This window comes from Microbacterium sp. NPDC078814, assembly GCF_040702645.1.
Taxonomy (GTDB): domain Bacteria; phylum Actinomycetota; class Actinomycetes; order Actinomycetales; family Microbacteriaceae; genus Microbacterium.
The window spans coordinates 1-17,035 of record NZ_JBFBLT010000004.1; the positions used below are offsets into that span (position 1 = coordinate 1).

Sequence of the window (17,035 nt, forward strand, 5' to 3'; positions counted from 1 at the left end):
CAACCGTCATCGTCATCTCAGTATTGGTCCGTTCTCGCCCCGTGCAGTGCGAAGGTCAGCAGTGCTGGTGTCTCACCCCATCCTGACGCACAGGGATGCGGTAAGTCGGTTGCTCGTGTTCAGGCTTGTCTGCACTCTGAGAACCCACCTTGCGTAAATTCGCGGGGGGTCATAGCTCGTCAACCTGCGCTTCAGGTCCTCGCGAAGCTCATCGATTTGAATTGTCTTACCCAACACGTCCCCAGCCCAAGCGTTTAGCCACGGCAGGCTCGGAATCACATTCGCCCGGAACTCGCGCACCTCCGCGCCGGGCGAAGCTTCGTTCGTGATATCTCGCCTAACGGCGTCGGAGGCGATGTCTTCGGACTCAAGAGGCTTACCGGTCAGGGAGGCTACGAGCGCCATGGCGAGCACATAGGCTCCCCGGTCGCCCCCGCGGGAGTCGCCGAGAAAAGAGGGCGGTTGCTTCGGTAAGTGCCGCGACAACACGCGCAATGCGATCTCCGTTGGCAGCTCACGCGCCTTCAAGGTGAGCACCACTGCAGCCAGCGCCGCGCGTAGCGGAGCATGAGGGTCCTCGTGGTCCTCGACACGGAAGGGTGCACGCGACTTCTTCAGTATGCGAGCGACCGCGCGTGCAGCCGATTTTCCGAGCGCGCCATCGCAGTCCCAAATCTCTTCGCAGCAGGCGAGGGCTGCTAGTCGATGACGTGTTTCGGACAAGAACTGGTCAAGAACGCCGGGGCTGCCTTGGTCAAGGAACCGACGAACCACGATTTTCATTGCCGGAAAGTGAACCCATTCGCGAAAACGGTCGAGTTCATCTTCTAGACCGATCGGTCCCTGCAGCAGCAACCTCGCAAGTAGAAGGTCTGCAACGTCAGCGACTTCGATGCTGGGCTGTTCAAATCCGTCGCTTTGCTGACGGCTGTACGACGACATCCACTCGCCCGCGCTGCATAGTCGCCCGAGCGCAGTTCCTCCAAAGGCTGGTCTTTTCGCAAGGAGAAGCCCTTCGCGCGCTAAGTTGAACCCCGCATGTCCTCGACCCAGCGCGCGGGAAGCGATGTAGCGATCAGCCATCTCCAAATCGAGTGTGAAGCCGGCGAGGTCGCAATTCTCTGAGACGATGCGATCGCGGGTTGAGCTCGCCTCGGTCAGGGTCCCGGCACGCAAAGCGATTCTCGAAGCGCTTCCCCATCGACGAAGCTCAATCGCTGCTCGGAGTGCGAACGCGGTGCGATTCTTGGCCACCTCTCGTGTTTCTGCGGAACTGGTCGTGGGGAGCGCACGGTCGGCGAGCGCAAGTTCGATGAGACTATCGTGACGACCGCTCTCCCAAAGAAGTTGGGGCAGCGCGGAAGCGAGGTAGAAGCTTTCTCGAGACAGGCGCTCGACGCGCGAAACGATGCCCTGAAGTTGGTCGGGCGTCGGCTTGAGATGGTCGCGAAAGTATGTCTCAGTCGGTTCGTCTCGAAAATGCAGGGTGTCCCCAACCCGCTGCACTGAGAATGGGAGCTCGAGTAGAAAGCTTTCGACAAGTGATGCCGGGACATCTGCAATCTCGGCGACAGTAGTCAGACGAATCACGGGACGCAGACTGGCCAACACCGCGCACACGCGATCGATCTCTGCGCCGCGCGCTCCGTACCGATCTCGGATCTGAACCAGGGTTGAGCGGATGAGCTCGTTCAGCGCCTCTGACACACTAGACATTCCGACGATCGCGAGGCTCTGCAATGCACCCGATACCGACTCGTTCGCGCGGATTGCGAAGTCCTGAACGCGAGCATTACCCCAGGTGGCATCGCGAAACTCAGACGCTTGCGCCGCTGTCACCGAGGCGAACTTCCGACAAAGCATTTGTCGCGTCTCGTCTACATCGAGGGCGGCAAGAGGAAGATCGATTGCTTGCGGAGGCGGCTTCAACAACTCAACACGCTCCGTGCGGGCGGTCAACACAACGCGAACGTTGTCTGGCATAGTCTCGCGCAGTAGATCTGGCGCGAAGGCTCTTGAACCTACCTGGGTCTCAGCCGCCAGGACCGCGCTGTCGGCGGCGTCGATCACGATGATCAGATACTTATTCCTGATGCTGAGAACTCGAGCGGCTTCACGCACCCGAGCAAGGAACGCCCGCATGTACTGGGTGTCATCGGCGCCGGTAGGCACCAGAGGATCACACAGATTTCTCGTCGCTAGCTCGTTGGCGAGTTGAGTCAGGCCTCGTCGGTGATCATGTCGTAGTTGGCTAACCTCTCGGTAGCTGCCGCCGGCGAAACTATCGAAGACAACGACCTCGTTCCCATCGCGACCCTGGCCCCCCAACCAGGACGAGAACGACGACTTGCCGACACCTCCTGCTGCGTGAACAACGTAAGGTCCTGCGGATTCGAGGATTCGGTTCCGCAAACGAAAGTACTCTGCACGGTCAATCAAGGGGACAGACTCGAGTGCACTTGGCGCGGGTAGGAGTTCGCTTTCGTCGACTCGCAGCGCGACCAGTACATCCGATCGCCGAATCGGCGCATGCTTTTCCGAACTCGCTCGGTCCGCAACCACCTCTTTGAGGCGAAGCATGAGGTCCGAGCTAGCCGCGACGAGGAAGCCCCCGCTCTCGCGAGTGAGGAGGTCAACTTGTCCGAGGGCCCCGACTTCCGCATCGTCAAGCTCAAGACGTGCGAGAAAAGCGTGGGCGTTGGGCCCGAGCACACTCGTGTACCGCCGCAGTGCTCTCGTGGAACGATTTTCTGACGCGCCGGAAAGAAACGCTCGCACCGACTCCGAAACGGATGCTGAGATTGGCCTGTTGGTGACGATGCGGAACGTCATCGCAGTGATGGGATAAGAGCCGTGTTGGATCTGATCAGCACAGATAGCCGCGAACCGTGAGATCACGTCCTCGAAGTCGGACAGAGACCACTCGGTCGAGAGACGCCGGGAGGAGTGCTTCAGCTGGCTGTAGATGACGCGCTGTTGCGAGTCAGACTCGAAGTACTCCGCAACATCTATGACCTCGTCGGCATCTGTTTGCCGGTCGGAGGGGGCGCGACCCTCCACCACGATCTCGGTGCGGTCCGTGCCTGCGCTCAACAGCTCGAGAGCTTTGCGCGCCGCCCAGTAGTAGTGAAACTTGTCGCCGGCGCGGCTCGGCGCGAGAAGGTCAACTCTCGCCATCGTGCTCTGTCACTCGATTCGCATCACGCAGGCCGTCGCTCGGTTCAGCGGTCGCTGTCCGAATCGGAGCTGAGACAGGTTTAGCCGTTTCCCCATCATCGATTGCTGGTTTCGACGTTTCGGTTTCCTGTCGAGTGTCTGCTTCAGCATCGTTGCCGACGTCCTCGGCATCATCGACAGTCGAAAGCCGTGTATGGCCGTTGCTTGGAACCGGTTGCGGCGGGGTTGGATCTTCCAATACCTCGCTCGGATCGTCGCCGTCGAGCTCATCCTTCGGTTGCTGAAACGCCACCTTTCCAGCTTCTTGGCGAATCTTCGCCTTACTTGGCTCGCCGCCCCAAGTGCCCCAGTAGAGACGGTTGTACCGTCGTCGAGATATATAGGTGTGGTCATCCAGAGAGCGCCGCCACTGTCTACCCAAGACATCCCGGAACTCCACGAAGAGTTTGAGCTCGGCCGGAGCATGATCAAGTTCGATCGTTCTCCGTTGCGTTGCGCCCGGAGCCATCTTCCATCGAAAGTTGTCGTACTTACCGAAGAAGGCGATCATGTCAGGCCCGCCCACAGCCTTTTGGTACACCGACACCCCCGTCACGGTAGATGGTCCCGAGTTCTCGACATCGACCACTAGAGACCACTTGCCAGTCAATGGGTTCTTCAAGAAAGTCGGCTCAGTCCGCAGCGCATTGGCATGTTCGGCACGTCTCTCTCTGATTTCTCGCCTCAAGAGTAGGAACCCAAAACCGAAAGCTCCAACCGTACCGATAGCCGCCACCCAGTCAGCCGCGCTTCCCCACACCCACTCCGCGTAACCGAACGACCGCGCCAATCCATCCCAAAAGTCGCGCCACCAAGTCACGTCAGCCTCACCGACGTCGCCAAGAGCCTCTCACTAGCCGATTGGCTCAAAGCCGGCAACAACGCGGGGCGCGACTGCTTCAAGCCCGCGCGTGAAGACACGTAGAGGTTGCTGCTATGACACCTCACGACACCGCCAACGGCCACTCGTATCCGTTTCGTTGCGCAACGGCGTATAGCCGCAAGAACTCCGGGTTCTCCTCCCAGTCCTCCGGAAGCGGATACGGAGGAAGAGCCAGGGCAGAGATCATCCGATTCTGCTCTTCATCCTGCTGGAGGTTGAGCTGACGCACGATAAGTGCTTGATAAGCCGTCATGAGGCTTCGCGAGTCGTCGGTTCTCCCTTCAGCCTCATCCGCAGCCTGTCGATAAAGCTTCATTCCGAGAACGATGTTACCGGCCGCGAGATGAGCCAGCCCGAGAGTTGCACGTAAGATAAAACTTTCGCGGGCCAGCGGTTCGAGGGTTTCGACTGCGATATCTGCCATACCAGCCATTGCAAGCACATAGGCAGCATTATTTAGAGAATTCGAATCGCCTTCTCCGCTGGCGAGAAGTTGCTGAGCAAGGGCAGATGCCTCTTGCCACCGTTCCTCACCAATACCCAACGCAATGAGTACCGCAGCTCGGGCGTGATCATTGTGCGGTTCCAACTTAAGCCATTCCTCTGCGTGATCGGCGGCTTTAGTAGTGTCTCCCTCTAGCGTTGCAATCTGAAAGGATACGTAGCTTCTATTAACCCTGGACATCTGCGACCCAGCGCCATCCAGGGCCCGCCGCAACGTATCTGCGTTACGCCTGCTCCAAGCAAGCTGCGCAAGATTGAGAACGACGATCTCATTCTCGGGATACCGGCCGAGCAGGGATTCAAGGTCATCCCACGCATCCTCCCTCGACATCCGATCATTCGTTGCCCGGATGCGGAGTAGATTGCTGCTCACCTCAGCAAGCGTTTCTGTGTCCCCGTCTTGCTCGGCCTTAAGCCTCGCTCGGTCGAGAGTACGGATCGCAGCGCTGATGTCTTTTCGCGCAAGCTCAACTCGTGCTTGGATCACTAGGAGCCGGGCGGACAACTCAACCCCTTGGCGTAGAAGAACATCTATCTCGCGCTCTGCCCGATCAATCTCGCCATCGGCTAGCACTAGCTCGAGCAGATGCAGCCAAACGTCTGCCCTTCCCTGACCAACGCTTCGGGCTTGCTCCGCAGCCGCGCGAGCTTTCTTGCGCGCGCCGAGTGCGAGTAGGGAAATCGAAAGGTTCAGTGCCGAATCAGCGTCATTCGGGTTCCGCCGCAGAGCTTCCCGCAGATGGGACGTCGCGGCATGGTAATCACCCTTGAGGGCCAGAATGTACCCTTCGATCGACGAGCGCTCAGGAACCGCGACCTCTTGGATGAACGAGCATGCGTCCTCGAAGCGGTACTTGCCCGCCAACACCGCTCCAATCTCTAGTCGAAGATGAGCGCTGATAGGGAGTGTTTGCGCATAGGTAAGCACGTCTTCGAGGCGTCCAGCTCGAAGAAGAATCTCGATAGCCAGCCGCGCACCGAAGGTATCCGAGTGATGCCCCTGAGCAACTTCGAGGCAAAGCTGAAGCGCACGGTGGGCTGTCTCTATCGCGCCGGCACGGTCTCCGGAGGATTCCATCGCGTAAGCAAGGGCCGCGAGAGACGTGGACGTCGAGTTCACACCCTCGTGCCGCTGGGCTACGCGAAGAGAATCGGACACGAAGCTGTCAAGCGCGACAGTAAGTCGGCTCTCCGCATCCCCCAGGGGCGCACGCCTGGGCTTCACTCCTGATTCAGATCGCATCGTACCCGGCAGCACGGGACGCACTACGTCCCAGGAAAACGAAGAACCGTCCTCCACCGTTTCCAGGATCCCAAAGGTACCCATCACGCGGACCGTCTTTCCATTTGGTTTGATCGTCGTTCCGTACGCATCTCGATCTCCAATTGTTTGATCATGATGTCTACCCGCTTCAAGATCCAATGAAGTTGATCCCGATCCAAGCGATCCCGACGGTACGGCGAAGGGAGAGAACGCATAGTCGGATCTGGATGACACATCTGGTTCAGAAGTGTAGAGGCGTCTGTGCGAATGCTTAAGGGCATCAGTTCCACGACGTCGGCGATGACCGATCGGTAGCGGCCCACCAGAATACGTGGATCTCTACTCCGCCCAGCTAAGTAATCTGCTTTCGCCTGCTCGATGACCCGATTAAGGTCTCCCATGACAATGCTCGTCAGCGACTGCCCGGTGAAAAGCTCAACGAGGATGGATCCGATTCCGTAATAGTCCGAAGAGATGGCGCTAGACGACGATGAATCACCAAGCAAATACAAAAACTCTGGAGGCGCAAACCGCATATCACCTCTTCCGAACAAATATTCTTCGGCCATTCGCGCCGGAGGATGAGCCAAGTCCTTGGACCGGCCGAGGTCCGCTAGCTTCACGCTTGAATAATTACCACTAACCATCAACAGACAGTTGCTGCACTTGAGATCTCGATGAGCAATCCCGAGACCGTGCATCTGGCGAACAGCCTTGACCACGTCACGCCAGAGCCGTAGTTTCTCGAGCCCACTCAATTCTCCGCGCGCGATCGGGTCGAGGATCAGTTCATCGACCGATCCTGACGCCCGGGACAGGACGAGGTACTGCACGTCGACGGGCATCACGATGCCTCCGTTGACCTGTAACTCGACCCGGCCGACACCTTCATCAACGAACTTAATTATGCCGTCGCAACCGGAAAGCTGTCTAAGCAGGACGGCCTCATTCACGAACTCAGTAGAAGTCGCGGCGCTCGGGTTCAACTTCAACACCTTGAGCGCGAACCGCGCTCGAGTGTGGGAGTGCTCGGCCTCGAAGACATGGCCAAAATGTCCGGCGTTAAGATGCTCGACCAGAACGTACGGCCCGAGGCTCGCACCCATCAGCATCGCCGCCCACGGATCGAGCGACGCGAGGTCGGCAGTCACTCGGGGTAACTTTCCCGAAGCCGTTGCATCTCTTCCGGATGATTCTGAAGAATCCTGACGATATCGGAGGGCGCCTGACCGCGCGCGAGATCGATCACCTCAGCGGGAACGTCGTAGTAAGCGGAGAGGCGTTCGGCAGCGCCCTCCCCAACTGATCGTTGACCGCGCTCCATGCGCGATAGCTGCGAGGGCGCGATACCTAGCTCCGCAGCCGCAGAGCGGAGCGTATGCCCTTGGCGCCTACGAAGATCACGCAACAACGACGCCGCGGTCTCCCCATTGCTCATTTCCCGACTGTAGCATGTTTGCCACTCCTGGCAACACAGGAGTGGCAGGCGGACTCCTTCCGAGACGATGGCATTTTCAACTACTGGTGGGTGTCGCCGTGCAACAACAGTTTTGCGGGCAGTGAAAGTTCGCTCCGCCGGACACGACAGCCGTGTCGCCCAGGGCCAGATCTCCGGCCATGTCGGCGGCGACCCGCTCGCCATAAGCGGTGGCCGCTCTGGCACCAACAATGGCGACACGCGCGGCGCTCGTCAGGAGGTCGCTGCGCCCGCGCACCCACAGCACCATCGGCGCCTCCGCATCGAGATCGTCGACAGCCGTCGGCCAGTCGGGGTCTCCGGGGAGCAGCAGCCGCGCACCAGCTTTCTGCGCGCCGCGGAGGGCCGCGACCACAGCCACCGGGTCGGCGCGCTGCCGCCACCGTGCGCGCGCCTCGTCGAGAGCCCGCCGGGCGCCGAGGGCGCGGACCACCGGCCAGGACCGCCCTGCCCCGTCCAACGCGAAGCGCAGCCCGTCGGCCGGTCCGAACTCGCGCACGAGGGTCGCGGCGACGGCGTCCCCCGGGTCGGCGATGACGGACCACGCGACCCGCGCCAGCGCCTCCGTCACCTCCTCTGTCCCGCGCACGCCCCGCGCGGCGTCGAGCGCATCCTTCTGGGAGAGGAGTCCATCGATCATCGTGCCGCCCCCGTCCGCAGGAGGAGCGCCCGCCCGACCTCGTCCGAACCGGGACTGTCCCGCCCGGAGAGATCGGCCATGGTCCAGGCGACCCGGAGGACGCGGTCGTAGCCGCGGAGCGTCAACGCGCCGCGTTCCAACGCCCGATCGAGCCCCGCCCGCACGTCCGACGGGAGACGGTAGCCGCCGTGGCGAAGCACGGTGCCGGGGATCTCCGCGTTCCGACGCCACGGCGTACCGCGCCAACGCCGCTCGGCCCGTGCGCGCGCCGCTCCGACGCGGTTCCGCGCCTCGACGGTCGTGACACCCGACCGCTCCCCCGCCAGCGAGCGCGACGCCGCGACGCGCGTGACCGGGAGATCGATGTCGAGCCGGTCGCGCAACGGACCGGAGAGCCGAGTGGCGTAACGCCGCAGCGCCTGCGGCGGACAGATGCAGTCGCCATCACGCACGCCCCGGTTGCCGCAGGGACACGGGTTCATCGCCAGAAGCAGCTGGAAACGCGCCGGGAACCGCACCACGAAGCCGGACCGATGCACGTCCACGAAGCCGGTCTCGAGCGGCTGACGGAGCGCGTCCAGGGCCACCCGCGGGAACTCCGCCGCCTCGTCGAGGAAGAGGACGCCCCGGTGCGCACGGGCCACCGCTCCGGGTCGCGCCGTCCGCGATCCGCCTCCCACCATCGCCGCCACAGAGGCGCTGTGGTGCGGCGCGACCAGCGGGGGCTGATGGTCGAGCCCGGTCACGGCCTCACCGCAGAGGGAGCGCACCGAGGCCACCTCGATGGCCTCCTGCTCGGTCAGCGGCGGCATGATCCCGGGCAGGCGCCCTGCGAGCATCGTCTTCCCTGCTCCCGGCGGACCGCTCAGGAGCATGTTGTGGCCACCGGCGGCCGCGACGATGAGCGCCTCGACGGCTTCCTCCTGTCCGAGGACATCGCTCAGATCGCGCTCATCGGGGTCGTCCTCCGGCGGTTGTGGCCCCGGGACCGGCTCGACGTCGGGCACGTCCACGTCCGCGCCGTGCCAGGCGGCGACCTCCGCGAGCGAGGCGGCGGCGCGCACCTCCACGCCGGCGACGAGACCCGCCTCGGTCGCGTTGCCGTGGGGCACGATCACACGCTCGAACCCCGCGCGCGCGGCGGCGAAGACGGCGGGAAGCACGCCCGGCACGGGACGCAGCCGCCCGTCCAGCCCGAGCTCCCCCAGGTGCACGGTCTGCCGGACGGCGCGCCGAGCGATCACATCGCTCGCGGCCAGGCAGGCCACCGCGATCGCGAGGTCAAAGGCGGCCCCGTGCTTGGGCAGACTCGCCGGTGAGAGGTTCACCGTCAGGCGCCGCCGCGGAAGCGGGAGGCTGGAGTTCACGCAGGCGTTGTGCACGCGCTGCACCGCCTCCCCGAGGGATTTGTCCGGGAGCCCGATGATGCGGAACTCCGGCGTCTGCGGGGAGAGGTCGGCCTCGACCTCCACCACGTGCCCGTCCGCTCCCGTGAGCGCCACGGACCACGTGCGTGCGGTGCTCATGCGATGTCCTCGAGGTGCTCGACGGTGGCTGTCCCCGGGGACGCACCGGTGATACCTATCGCTTCCACCCGGAGGACCCGTCCGCGCGCCAGATCGAGATGCTCCGCCCGCCACGCATGAGCGAGCCGCCACAGCCGCCGACGCTTCCGGTCATCGATGGCGTCGAACGGGTGCCCGAACGCCGTCGACCGCCGCGTCTTCACCTCGATGACGGACAGGTGAGCCCCGACGATCGCCACGAGATCCAGTTCGCCCTGGGGACACCGCCAGTTGCGGTCGACGATCCGATACCCGCGCTTCGTCAGATAGTCCGCTGCCTGCTGCTCCCCGGCTCGTCCGAGGTCGTCTTTCGCTGCCATCCCGAAAGGATGGACGTCAGCACCCCGTCACCGCCGTGGTCCCGCGCGACCAGTCCAGAGGCTGTGGAAACGGCGAAGAATGTCACCGCTGTGCAGGAACGGCGCGCCGCGTCACTCTCCGTCGAGGGAGAGCTCCTGCGGCAGTTCGAACTCGCGACGCTGGAGCTCCTCGACGTTCACGTCCTTGAACGTGAGCACCCGGACGGCCTTCACGAAGCGGTCGGCCCGGTAGATGTCCCACACCCACACGTCGCTCATGGAGATCTCGAAGTAGAAGTCGTGCTCGGTGTCCCGCCGCACGACGTTGACCTCGTTGGCCAGGTAGAAGCGACGCTCGGTCTCCACGACGTACTGGAACTGAGAGACGACGTCGCGGTACTCGCGGAACAGCGCGAGCTCCAGCTCGCGGTCGTAGTCGTCGAAGGCTTCCTCATCCATGATGAGTCCATCCTATGGTCGTCCGGCGCCGGTCGCGGCATCCCGGGCGCGGCCTCTCAGAACAGCGTCGGCGCGTCGGCGATCGCCCACGACGACCGGTGGAACGGGGAGAGCCCGAACGAGCGGATGGCCTCCCGGTGCTCCGGGCTCGCGTACCCCTTGTTGCGATCCCACTGGTAGTCACGGTGACCCTCGTGCAGCTCCGCCATGTGACCGTCTCTCGCGACCTTCGCGATCACCGACGCCGCGGACACCGAGGCGCAGTCGCGATCCGCCTTGATGACGGGCCGCACACGCAGGGGCACGGGATGCACTCGCGAGACGTAGTCGTGGTTGCCGTCGAGGAGAACCAGGGCGTTCTCGACCGTCGCGCCCAGCGCCACCACCCCCTCCACGGCCCGCGAGGCGGCGAGCCCCAGCGCCCGCATGATCCCGACCTCGTCGACCTCCGCCGCGGTCGCCCAGCCAACGGCCGAGGCCTGCACCCAGGAGGCCGCCCGGGCGGCGACGTCGGGTCGCCGGCGCTCGGGGACCAGCTTCGAGTCGCGCAGGCCCTCCGGAACCCGACGGCGGGCGCCTGTGGCGTCCATCACGGCTGCTCCGACGGCCACCGGTCCCGCCAGTGCGCCGCGACCGACCTCATCGAGAGCGATGATGAGGTCGCACTCCCCCAGGAGCTTCCGCTCCAGGGTCAGTCGAGGCGTGATGACGGTCATTCGGGGTCCGGCACTCCCGTGAAGATGTCGTGGTGGCCGTCGATCGGTCCGAATCGGTCGAGCGGCCAGGTCGTCAGGAACGCCTTGCCCACGATGTTGGAGACGGGGACGAAACCGCCGCTGGGCAGCTCCTGGTGTGCGCGGGCGTCGCGGGAGCGGTCCCGGTTGTCGCCGAGGAGCCATACGGAGTCCTCCGGCACGACGACGTCGAACGGCTCGTTGGAGGCCGCGGTGTCCCCCTCGGGGAGGTTCAGGTAGCTCAGCTCGTCGATCGGGGCGCCGTTGATCGTGATCTGCCCCAGCGCGTTGCAGCACACCACGTGGTCGCCCTCGACCCCGATCACGCGCTTGACGAGGTGGTCCTGGGTGTCGGTCGCCGAGATGCCCACGAAGGTGAGAACCCAATCGACGGCCTTGACCAGCGGCGGCTGTGCCGGCGCCTGCGGCATCGGGTCGAGCCACCCGCCCGGATCCTTGAAGACGACGATGTCGCCGCGCTCGTAGCCGGTCCACCGCGGCGTGAGCTCGTCGACGAGGATGCGGTCGTCGATCAGCAGCGTCCGCTCCATGGAGGCCGAGGGGATGTAGAACGAGCGCACGACGAACGTCTTGATGACGAAGGACACCAGCGCGGCGATGACGACGATGACCAGCACGTCTCGGAGGAAGACCAGGAACCCGCGCCGCCGTCGTGTCGGGCGTGCGGACGGAGAGTCAGTCATCTGGTTCCTTCTCGAAGAGTGCACCGTGAGCGCACGGCAGTAACAAGGTTCGCACACCGGGGACAGAACGAAAGCACCCCGGGACATCGTGTCCCGGGGTGCTGTGAAGAAGCTTCGCGTCAGTTGTTGACGCGCTTCTCCTTGATCTTCGCCTTCTTGCCGCGGAGCTCGCGCAGGTAGTAGAGCTTGGCGCGACGCACGTCACCGCGGGTGACGACCTCGATGTGGTCGATCACCGGGGAGTGCACGGGGAAGGTACGCTCGACACCCACCTGGAAGCTGATCTTCCGGACGGTGAAGGTCTCGCGGACGCTGTCACCCTGGCGGCCGATGACGACGCCCTGGAAGACCTGGATACGGGAGCGGTTGCCCTCGGTGATGTTGACGTGCACCTTGACGGTGTCACCGGGGAAGAACTCGGGGATGTCGGAACGGAGCGAAGCCGCGTCGACGGCGTCGAGGATCTGCATGATCGTCTCTCTCTGCACTCGCCTCAGGTCGGATGCACGGATTAGGAAGGAACAAGAATGGGAGTGTGCCGAACGGCGCTGACGCGTCCGCGGGCTCCCCTGGGGCAGAGCCGGTCACGGCACAAAGAACCATTCTGCCACGGATGACAGGTCCGGCCAAAACGGCGGGTCAGAGCCTGTCGTCGGTCTCCCGCACCACGATCACCTCGTGCACGCTCGTCTGCGGGCTGTCGGTGCGCGGCGGCGTCATCGTCGACCAGGAGATGGTCTCGCGGATGCGCGTCCCACTCCCCCGCGCCTCGTTCCAGAGCTGCCACAGCTGCAGCCAGACCAGGGCGATGCCCGCGACGATGGCGGCCGCGAGGAGCCAGCCGAAGGCCCCGTCGATGAAGAAGCCGACCGCGATCGTGAGCGCGTGCCAGAGACCGAACCCGGCGACGTCCCACCACGAGACGGCGCGCTCGGCGCGGACCGACGGGCGGGAGCGCGTCAGCAGCGTGAGCAGGAGCTGTCCCAGGAACACCGAGGGCATCGCGATGAGCAGCACCCAGAGGATCGACCAGCCGCCCTGGAAGACGGCCCAGCCGATGAGCAGCCACAGCGGCAGGAGGAACGCCGACGGCAGCAGCCAGCGGAAGAAGGCCTGTCGGATCCACATGCTCCGATGCTACGGCGACCGCGCCTGCGCGTCACGGGTGTTCGCTGAGAGCGGCAGGCGCCGGGCACCCGTCCGATCAGGGAGAATGGAGACGACGAGAGGACACTGATGATCGAACTGCGCACCCCTGCCGAGATCGATGAGATGCGCGCGGCAGGCCGGTTCGTCGCCGAGACGCTGGCGACCCTGCGCGACGAGACGAAGGTCGGCACCAACCTCCTGGCGATCGACCGCCGGGCCCATGACATGATCCGCAAGGCCGGCGCCGAGTCCTGCTACATCGACTACCACCCGTCCTTCGGGGCGAGCCCCTTCGGCAAGGTCATCTGCACCTCGGTGAACGACGCCGTGCTGCACGGCCTCCCGTATGACTACGCGCTCCGGGACGGCGACCTCGTCACCCTGGACTTCGCCGTCTCGGTCGACGGCTGGGTCGCCGACTCCGCGGTCTCCTTCGTCGTGGGTACGCCGCGGGACGAGGACCTCCGTCTCATCGACACCACGGAACGCGCGCTGGCCGCCGCGATCGAGACCTCGGTGGTCGGCAAGCGCATCGGCGACATCTCCGCCGCGATCGCCGACGTCGCGCACGGCGAGGGCTACTCCATCAACACCGACTTCGGGGGCCATGGCGTCGGCCGCACGATGCACGGCGACCCTCATGTGGCGAACGACGGCCGCGCAGGACGCGGTTTCCCGCTCCGCGCCGGCCTCGTGCTCGCCCTGGAGCCCTGGTTCCTCGCGACGACGGACGAGCTGATCACCGACCCCGACGGCTGGACGCTGCGGAGCGCGGACGGCTCCCGCGGCGCGCACTCCGAGCACACCATCGCCATCACCGAGGACGGACCGATCATCCTGACGGATCGCTCGTTCCTCGGCGTCGACTGACTCCGGTCGCGGGGTCGGCGCGCTCCCAGGGCGCGACCGGCCCGGGCACGACGACGAACAGCGGGTGCGCCTTCGGGAGCTCCACAGACCCGTGCCGACGGAGCACGTCCGGGCTGCGCTCGGCGAGCTTCGCCCGCAGATGCGCCCACTCGCTTGCCAGCTGACCCGTGGTGACCGGGATCGACGGCACCGCCGACTCCGCGCGCCGGATACGCGTGCGGTCGAAACGGTAGCCGCGCTCGTCCGCCTCATCGGCGACGCCCACCAGGTACGCACCCACCGTGGCCACGGGATCGGCCGTCGCCCGGAAGCGCTCGAGCTGCGGGTGTCGCTGATACCCCTTCGTGGCGTCGGCGAGCACCGCCTGAGCGAGGAGGGTCTCCCGCCAGCAGGCGACGAGCCCCTGACGGTCGAGGTACTCCGGATGCAGCGACCAGATCCTCATGCGCGGCGGTAACGGAACACGTCGGTGAGGTGCGGCAGATCGAACTCCGCCTTCCCCCGCGTCTCATCCGTGCCGTCCAGCACCGCTTCCAGGGCCGCCACCATCGCCGTGCGCTGTGCCTCGTCCGCCACGAGGAAGCTGCTCACCGTGCCCCACCGTCGGAGGTAGTCCTCGCGGGTGATCCGCTCGGTCCAGCGCACCTCCTCGTGGATCTCCAGGACGAAACCGGGAAGGTCTGTCGCCGACGCGGAGGTGTCGTCGTCCGCGCCGACCGCGGGATGCGCCACCCGGTGGCACGCGAGATCCCAGGCACAGGCGGGGTCGGCGCGATTCCACAGCAGCCCGAGCGTTCCGTGAGGGACGAGCGTGCGGGCGATCTCAGCCGCCGCCGCGTCCCGATCGAACCAGTGGAACGCCTGCGCGACGCTGACGGCATCGACGGAGCCGTCCGGAACGGGGATGCTCTCCGCGGTCCCCGGCCGCGCGTCGACCGTCGGGAGCGTGCGCGCGAGCACGGCGAGCATCGGCGCGGACGGCTCGATCGCGATCACCTGCGTCGCCCGCGCGACGAGCAGGCCCGTGAACTTCCCGGTGCCGGCGCCGAGGTCGAGCGCCGTCGCCACGCGGTCCGGAACGATGATGTCGGCCGCGCGCTCCGGGAACCCCGGCCGGTAGCGGTCGTACTCCTCGCCGATGCTCTCGAACGATCGCGCGCGTGTCACATCCACCATGCCTCGACGCTAACAGCACTCGTCGCGACGGATGGCAGGGTCAGCCGTCGGTCGGCGCGTCCGGCAGCAGATCGGGGCGTCGCAGGCGGGTGCGGACGAGCTGCTGCTCACGCCGCCATGCCGCGATCGCGCCGTGGTTGCCGCTGAGGAGCACGTCGGGGACGGCGCGCTCCCGCCAGACCGACGGCTTCGTGTAGGACGGGTACTCGAGGAGGCCGTCCTCGTGCGACTCCTCCACCAGGCTCTCCGGATTGCCGACGACACCCGGGATCAGCCGACCGATGGCCTCGATCATCGCCATCGTCGCCACCTCGCCGCCGTTGAGCACGTAGTCGCCGAGGCTCAGCAGCCGCACCTCGCCACGCTCAGCGGCGTACTCGAAGACGCGCTCGTCGATGCCCTCGTAGCGCCCGCAGCCGAACACGAGGTGCTCGCGTCCCGCGAGCTCCCGCGCGGTCGCCTGGGTGAAGACCTCCCCGGCCGGCGACGGGAAGATGATGGTCGGCGCGGGGGTGGCGTCCGCCGTGAGCTCATCGAGGGCGAGGCCCCAGGGCTCCGGCTTCATGACCATGCCGGCTCCCCCGCCGTACGGGGTGTCGTCGACGGTGCGATGCCGGTCGTGCGTCCAGTCGCGCAGATCGTGCACCTGCAGGTCGAGCAGACCTGAGCCTCGCGCCTTGCCGAGCAGGGAAAGCGTCAGTCCGTCGAAGTACGAGGGGAAGATGGAGACGACGTCGATGCGCACGGGGGAACCGTATCAGCGGTCACTCGGCGCCGTCGGAGGCGGCGGTCCCGTCCTCCGACTCGGGAAGCTCCTCGAAGAGCCCGGCCGGCGGGGTCACGATGACGCGGCCGGCCGCCACGTCGACGGTGGGGACGATGGCCTCGACGAAAGGGACCATCACCTCGTCCGTGCCGCCGGTCGACGGCTTCACGATCAGGAGGTCCTGCGCCGGCAGGTGCTCGACGCGGACCACGCGGCCGACGACGGTCTCGTCGCGGACCACGTCCAGACCGACGAGCTGGTGGTCGAACCAGGCGTTGTCCTCGGTCTCGTCCTCGTCCTGGTCCATCCAGAGGATGGCGCGGACGAGGCTCTCGGCCGCGTTGCGATCGTCCACGTCCTCGAAGAAGACGACGGGGTTGCCGTTCATCACGCGGTATTCGCGGACGACGATCTCCTTGCCATGCCACGGAGATGCCTCGGGCACCTGCAACGTGAACGCGGCCCCGGGGACGAATCGCCGCTCCGGGTTGTCGGTGTAGAGCTCGAGCTTCAGGGCGCCCTTGAGCCCGTGAGCCTTGACCAGGCGTCCGACGCGCAGCTGGTTACGGCCCTGGATGCGGTCCTGCGACACCACGTCAGTCGTCCGCGACGTCGACGCGGACGCGGCGCCCGTCGGCGAGGGCGCTCACGAGAGTGCGCAGGGCCTTGGCCGTGCGGCCGCCGCGCCCGATCACGCGTCCACGGTCGTCGGGGTGCACACGCACCTCGAGCAGGTCGCCACGGGGCGACGAGGATTCGTGGATGCGCACATCTTCGGGGTGATCGACGATCCCCTTGACGATGTGTTCGAGCGCGGCGGCGAGCACGATGGATTACTCGGCGTCGGCGGCGGGAGCCTCAGCGGCCTCCGCGTCGGCGTCAGCGGCGGGGGCCTCCGCAGCGGGGGCCTCCTCCTTCTTCTCCGCCTTGGGCTTGATGACCGACTTCTTCGAGGCGTCGGCCTCGAACGCGGCCTTCTCGCCGGCGACCTTGAGGGTGGACTTCGCGTCCTTGTCGCCCTTGAAGGTGCCCCAGTCGCCGGTGATCTTGAGGATGGCGGTGACCTGCTCGGTCGGCTGCGCGCCGACGGAGAGCCAGTACTGCGCACGCTCGGAGTCGACCTCGATGAACGAGGGCTCCTCGGTGGGGTGGTACTTGCCGATCTCCTCGATCACGCGACCGTCGCGCTTGGTGCGCGAGTCGGCGACGACGATGCGGTAGTACGGCGCGCGGATCTTGCCCATGCGCTTGAGACGAATCTTGACAGCCACGATTCTCCTGAATGGTGTGGAAGGAAACGAACCGGTCGCCTGGAGCGTGGGGTGCACA

20 protein-coding genes are annotated in these 17,035 nt (G+C 65.3%); 1 reads left to right on the plus strand and 19 read right to left on the minus strand.

Going from position 1 to position 17,035, the window contains the following annotated elements; all coding sequences use genetic code 11:
- Positions 1-72: 72 nt before the first annotated feature.
- The 13 genes from AB0300_RS08795 to AB0300_RS08855 form a co-directional block, all read right to left on the minus strand.
- Positions 73-3,177, minus strand: a complete 3,105-nt coding sequence (locus tag AB0300_RS08795; protein ID WP_366215864.1) for a hypothetical protein — start codon at positions 3,175-3,177, stop codon at positions 73-75.
- Positions 3,164-3,763, minus strand: a complete 600-nt coding sequence (locus AB0300_RS08800) for a hypothetical protein (RefSeq protein ID WP_366215865.1) — start codon at positions 3,761-3,763, stop codon at positions 3,164-3,166. Before AB0300_RS08800 ends, AB0300_RS08795 begins: the two co-directional genes overlap by 14 nt.
- Positions 3,764-4,160: 397 nt before the next feature.
- Complete coding sequence (locus AB0300_RS08805; protein WP_366215973.1) at positions 4,161-5,930, minus strand: tetratricopeptide repeat protein; 1,770 nt, start codon at positions 5,928-5,930, stop codon at positions 4,161-4,163.
- Positions 5,930-7,018 carry a protein kinase gene (locus AB0300_RS08810; RefSeq protein ID WP_366215866.1) on the minus strand — a complete coding sequence of 363 codons (1,089 nt, stop codon included), beginning with the start codon at positions 7,016-7,018 and terminating at the stop codon, positions 5,930-5,932. The genes AB0300_RS08805 and AB0300_RS08810 overlap by 1 nt, the downstream gene beginning before the upstream one ends.
- Positions 7,015-7,305, minus strand: coding sequence for a helix-turn-helix transcriptional regulator (locus AB0300_RS08815; RefSeq protein ID WP_366215867.1), 291 nt, complete (start codon positions 7,303-7,305; stop codon positions 7,015-7,017). The genes AB0300_RS08810 and AB0300_RS08815 overlap by 4 nt, the downstream gene beginning before the upstream one ends.
- 76 nt (positions 7,306-7,381) lie before the next feature.
- On the minus strand, positions 7,382-7,984 hold the full coding sequence (locus AB0300_RS08820) for a DNA-processing protein DprA (RefSeq protein ID WP_366215868.1): 603 nt from the start codon (positions 7,982-7,984) through the stop codon (positions 7,382-7,384).
- Positions 7,981-9,510, minus strand: a complete 1,530-nt coding sequence (locus AB0300_RS08825) for a YifB family Mg chelatase-like AAA ATPase (protein ID WP_126892978.1) — start codon at positions 9,508-9,510, stop codon at positions 7,981-7,983. The genes AB0300_RS08820 and AB0300_RS08825 overlap by 4 nt, the downstream gene beginning before the upstream one ends.
- Positions 9,507-9,869, minus strand: a complete 363-nt coding sequence (locus tag AB0300_RS08830) for a YraN family protein (protein WP_126892979.1) — start codon at positions 9,867-9,869, stop codon at positions 9,507-9,509. Before AB0300_RS08830 ends, AB0300_RS08825 begins: the two co-directional genes overlap by 4 nt.
- Before the next feature lie 111 nt (positions 9,870-9,980).
- Positions 9,981-10,307, minus strand: a complete 327-nt coding sequence (locus tag AB0300_RS08835; RefSeq protein ID WP_017204525.1) for a DUF2469 family protein — start codon at positions 10,305-10,307, stop codon at positions 9,981-9,983.
- A 56-nt stretch (positions 10,308-10,363) separates the two neighbouring features.
- Positions 10,364-11,023, minus strand: a complete 660-nt coding sequence (locus tag AB0300_RS08840; RefSeq protein ID WP_085607030.1) for a ribonuclease HII — start codon at positions 11,021-11,023, stop codon at positions 10,364-10,366.
- A complete protein-coding gene (gene lepB / locus AB0300_RS08845) occupies positions 11,020-11,745 on the minus strand; it encodes a signal peptidase I (protein WP_025103349.1) in 726 nt (241 codons plus the stop codon). The genes AB0300_RS08840 and lepB overlap by 4 nt, the downstream gene beginning before the upstream one ends.
- Before the next feature lie 119 nt (positions 11,746-11,864).
- On the minus strand, positions 11,865-12,215 hold the full coding sequence (gene rplS, locus AB0300_RS08850; protein WP_025103348.1) for a 50S ribosomal protein L19: 351 nt from the start codon (positions 12,213-12,215) through the stop codon (positions 11,865-11,867).
- A gap of 169 nt (positions 12,216-12,384) precedes the next feature.
- Positions 12,385-12,873, minus strand: coding sequence for an MFS transporter permease (locus AB0300_RS08855; RefSeq protein ID WP_126892980.1), 489 nt, complete (start codon positions 12,871-12,873; stop codon positions 12,385-12,387).
- 108 nt (positions 12,874-12,981) lie between these two features.
- Here AB0300_RS08855 and map point away from each other — a divergent pair, with 108 nt between their 5' ends.
- Positions 12,982-13,764 (plus strand): type I methionyl aminopeptidase, encoded by a 783-nt coding sequence (map, locus tag AB0300_RS08860; protein WP_025103346.1) that lies wholly within the window; start codon positions 12,982-12,984, stop codon positions 13,762-13,764.
- Here the strand turns inward: map and AB0300_RS08865 are convergent.
- Genes AB0300_RS08865 through rpsP form a run of 6 tightly spaced genes read right to left on the minus strand, consistent with a single transcriptional unit; the run spans position 13,727 to position 16,977 of the window.
- Positions 13,727-14,209 carry a pyrimidine dimer DNA glycosylase/endonuclease V gene (locus AB0300_RS08865; protein ID WP_085607026.1) on the minus strand — a complete coding sequence of 161 codons (483 nt, stop codon included), beginning with the start codon at positions 14,207-14,209 and terminating at the stop codon, positions 13,727-13,729. The genes map and AB0300_RS08865 overlap by 38 nt on opposite strands.
- Positions 14,206-14,940, minus strand: a complete 735-nt coding sequence (locus tag AB0300_RS08870) for a class I SAM-dependent methyltransferase (protein WP_126892981.1) — start codon at positions 14,938-14,940, stop codon at positions 14,206-14,208. The genes AB0300_RS08865 and AB0300_RS08870 overlap by 4 nt, the downstream gene beginning before the upstream one ends.
- Before the next feature lie 40 nt (positions 14,941-14,980).
- Complete coding sequence (gene trmD, locus AB0300_RS08875; RefSeq protein ID WP_126892982.1) at positions 14,981-15,685, minus strand: tRNA (guanosine(37)-N1)-methyltransferase TrmD; 705 nt, start codon at positions 15,683-15,685, stop codon at positions 14,981-14,983.
- A 19-nt stretch (positions 15,686-15,704) separates the two neighbouring features.
- On the minus strand, positions 15,705-16,301 hold the full coding sequence (rimM, locus tag AB0300_RS08880; protein WP_126892983.1) for a ribosome maturation factor RimM: 597 nt from the start codon (positions 16,299-16,301) through the stop codon (positions 15,705-15,707).
- Between the two features lies 1 nt (position 16,302).
- Positions 16,303-16,533: an RNA-binding protein gene (locus AB0300_RS08885; protein WP_025103341.1), complete on the minus strand. Its 231-nt coding sequence runs from the start codon at positions 16,531-16,533 to the stop codon at positions 16,303-16,305.
- Between the two features lie 6 nt (positions 16,534-16,539).
- Positions 16,540-16,977, minus strand: a complete 438-nt coding sequence (rpsP, locus tag AB0300_RS08890) for a 30S ribosomal protein S16 (protein ID WP_025103340.1) — start codon at positions 16,975-16,977, stop codon at positions 16,540-16,542.
- Between the last annotated feature and the right edge of the window lie 58 nt (positions 16,978-17,035).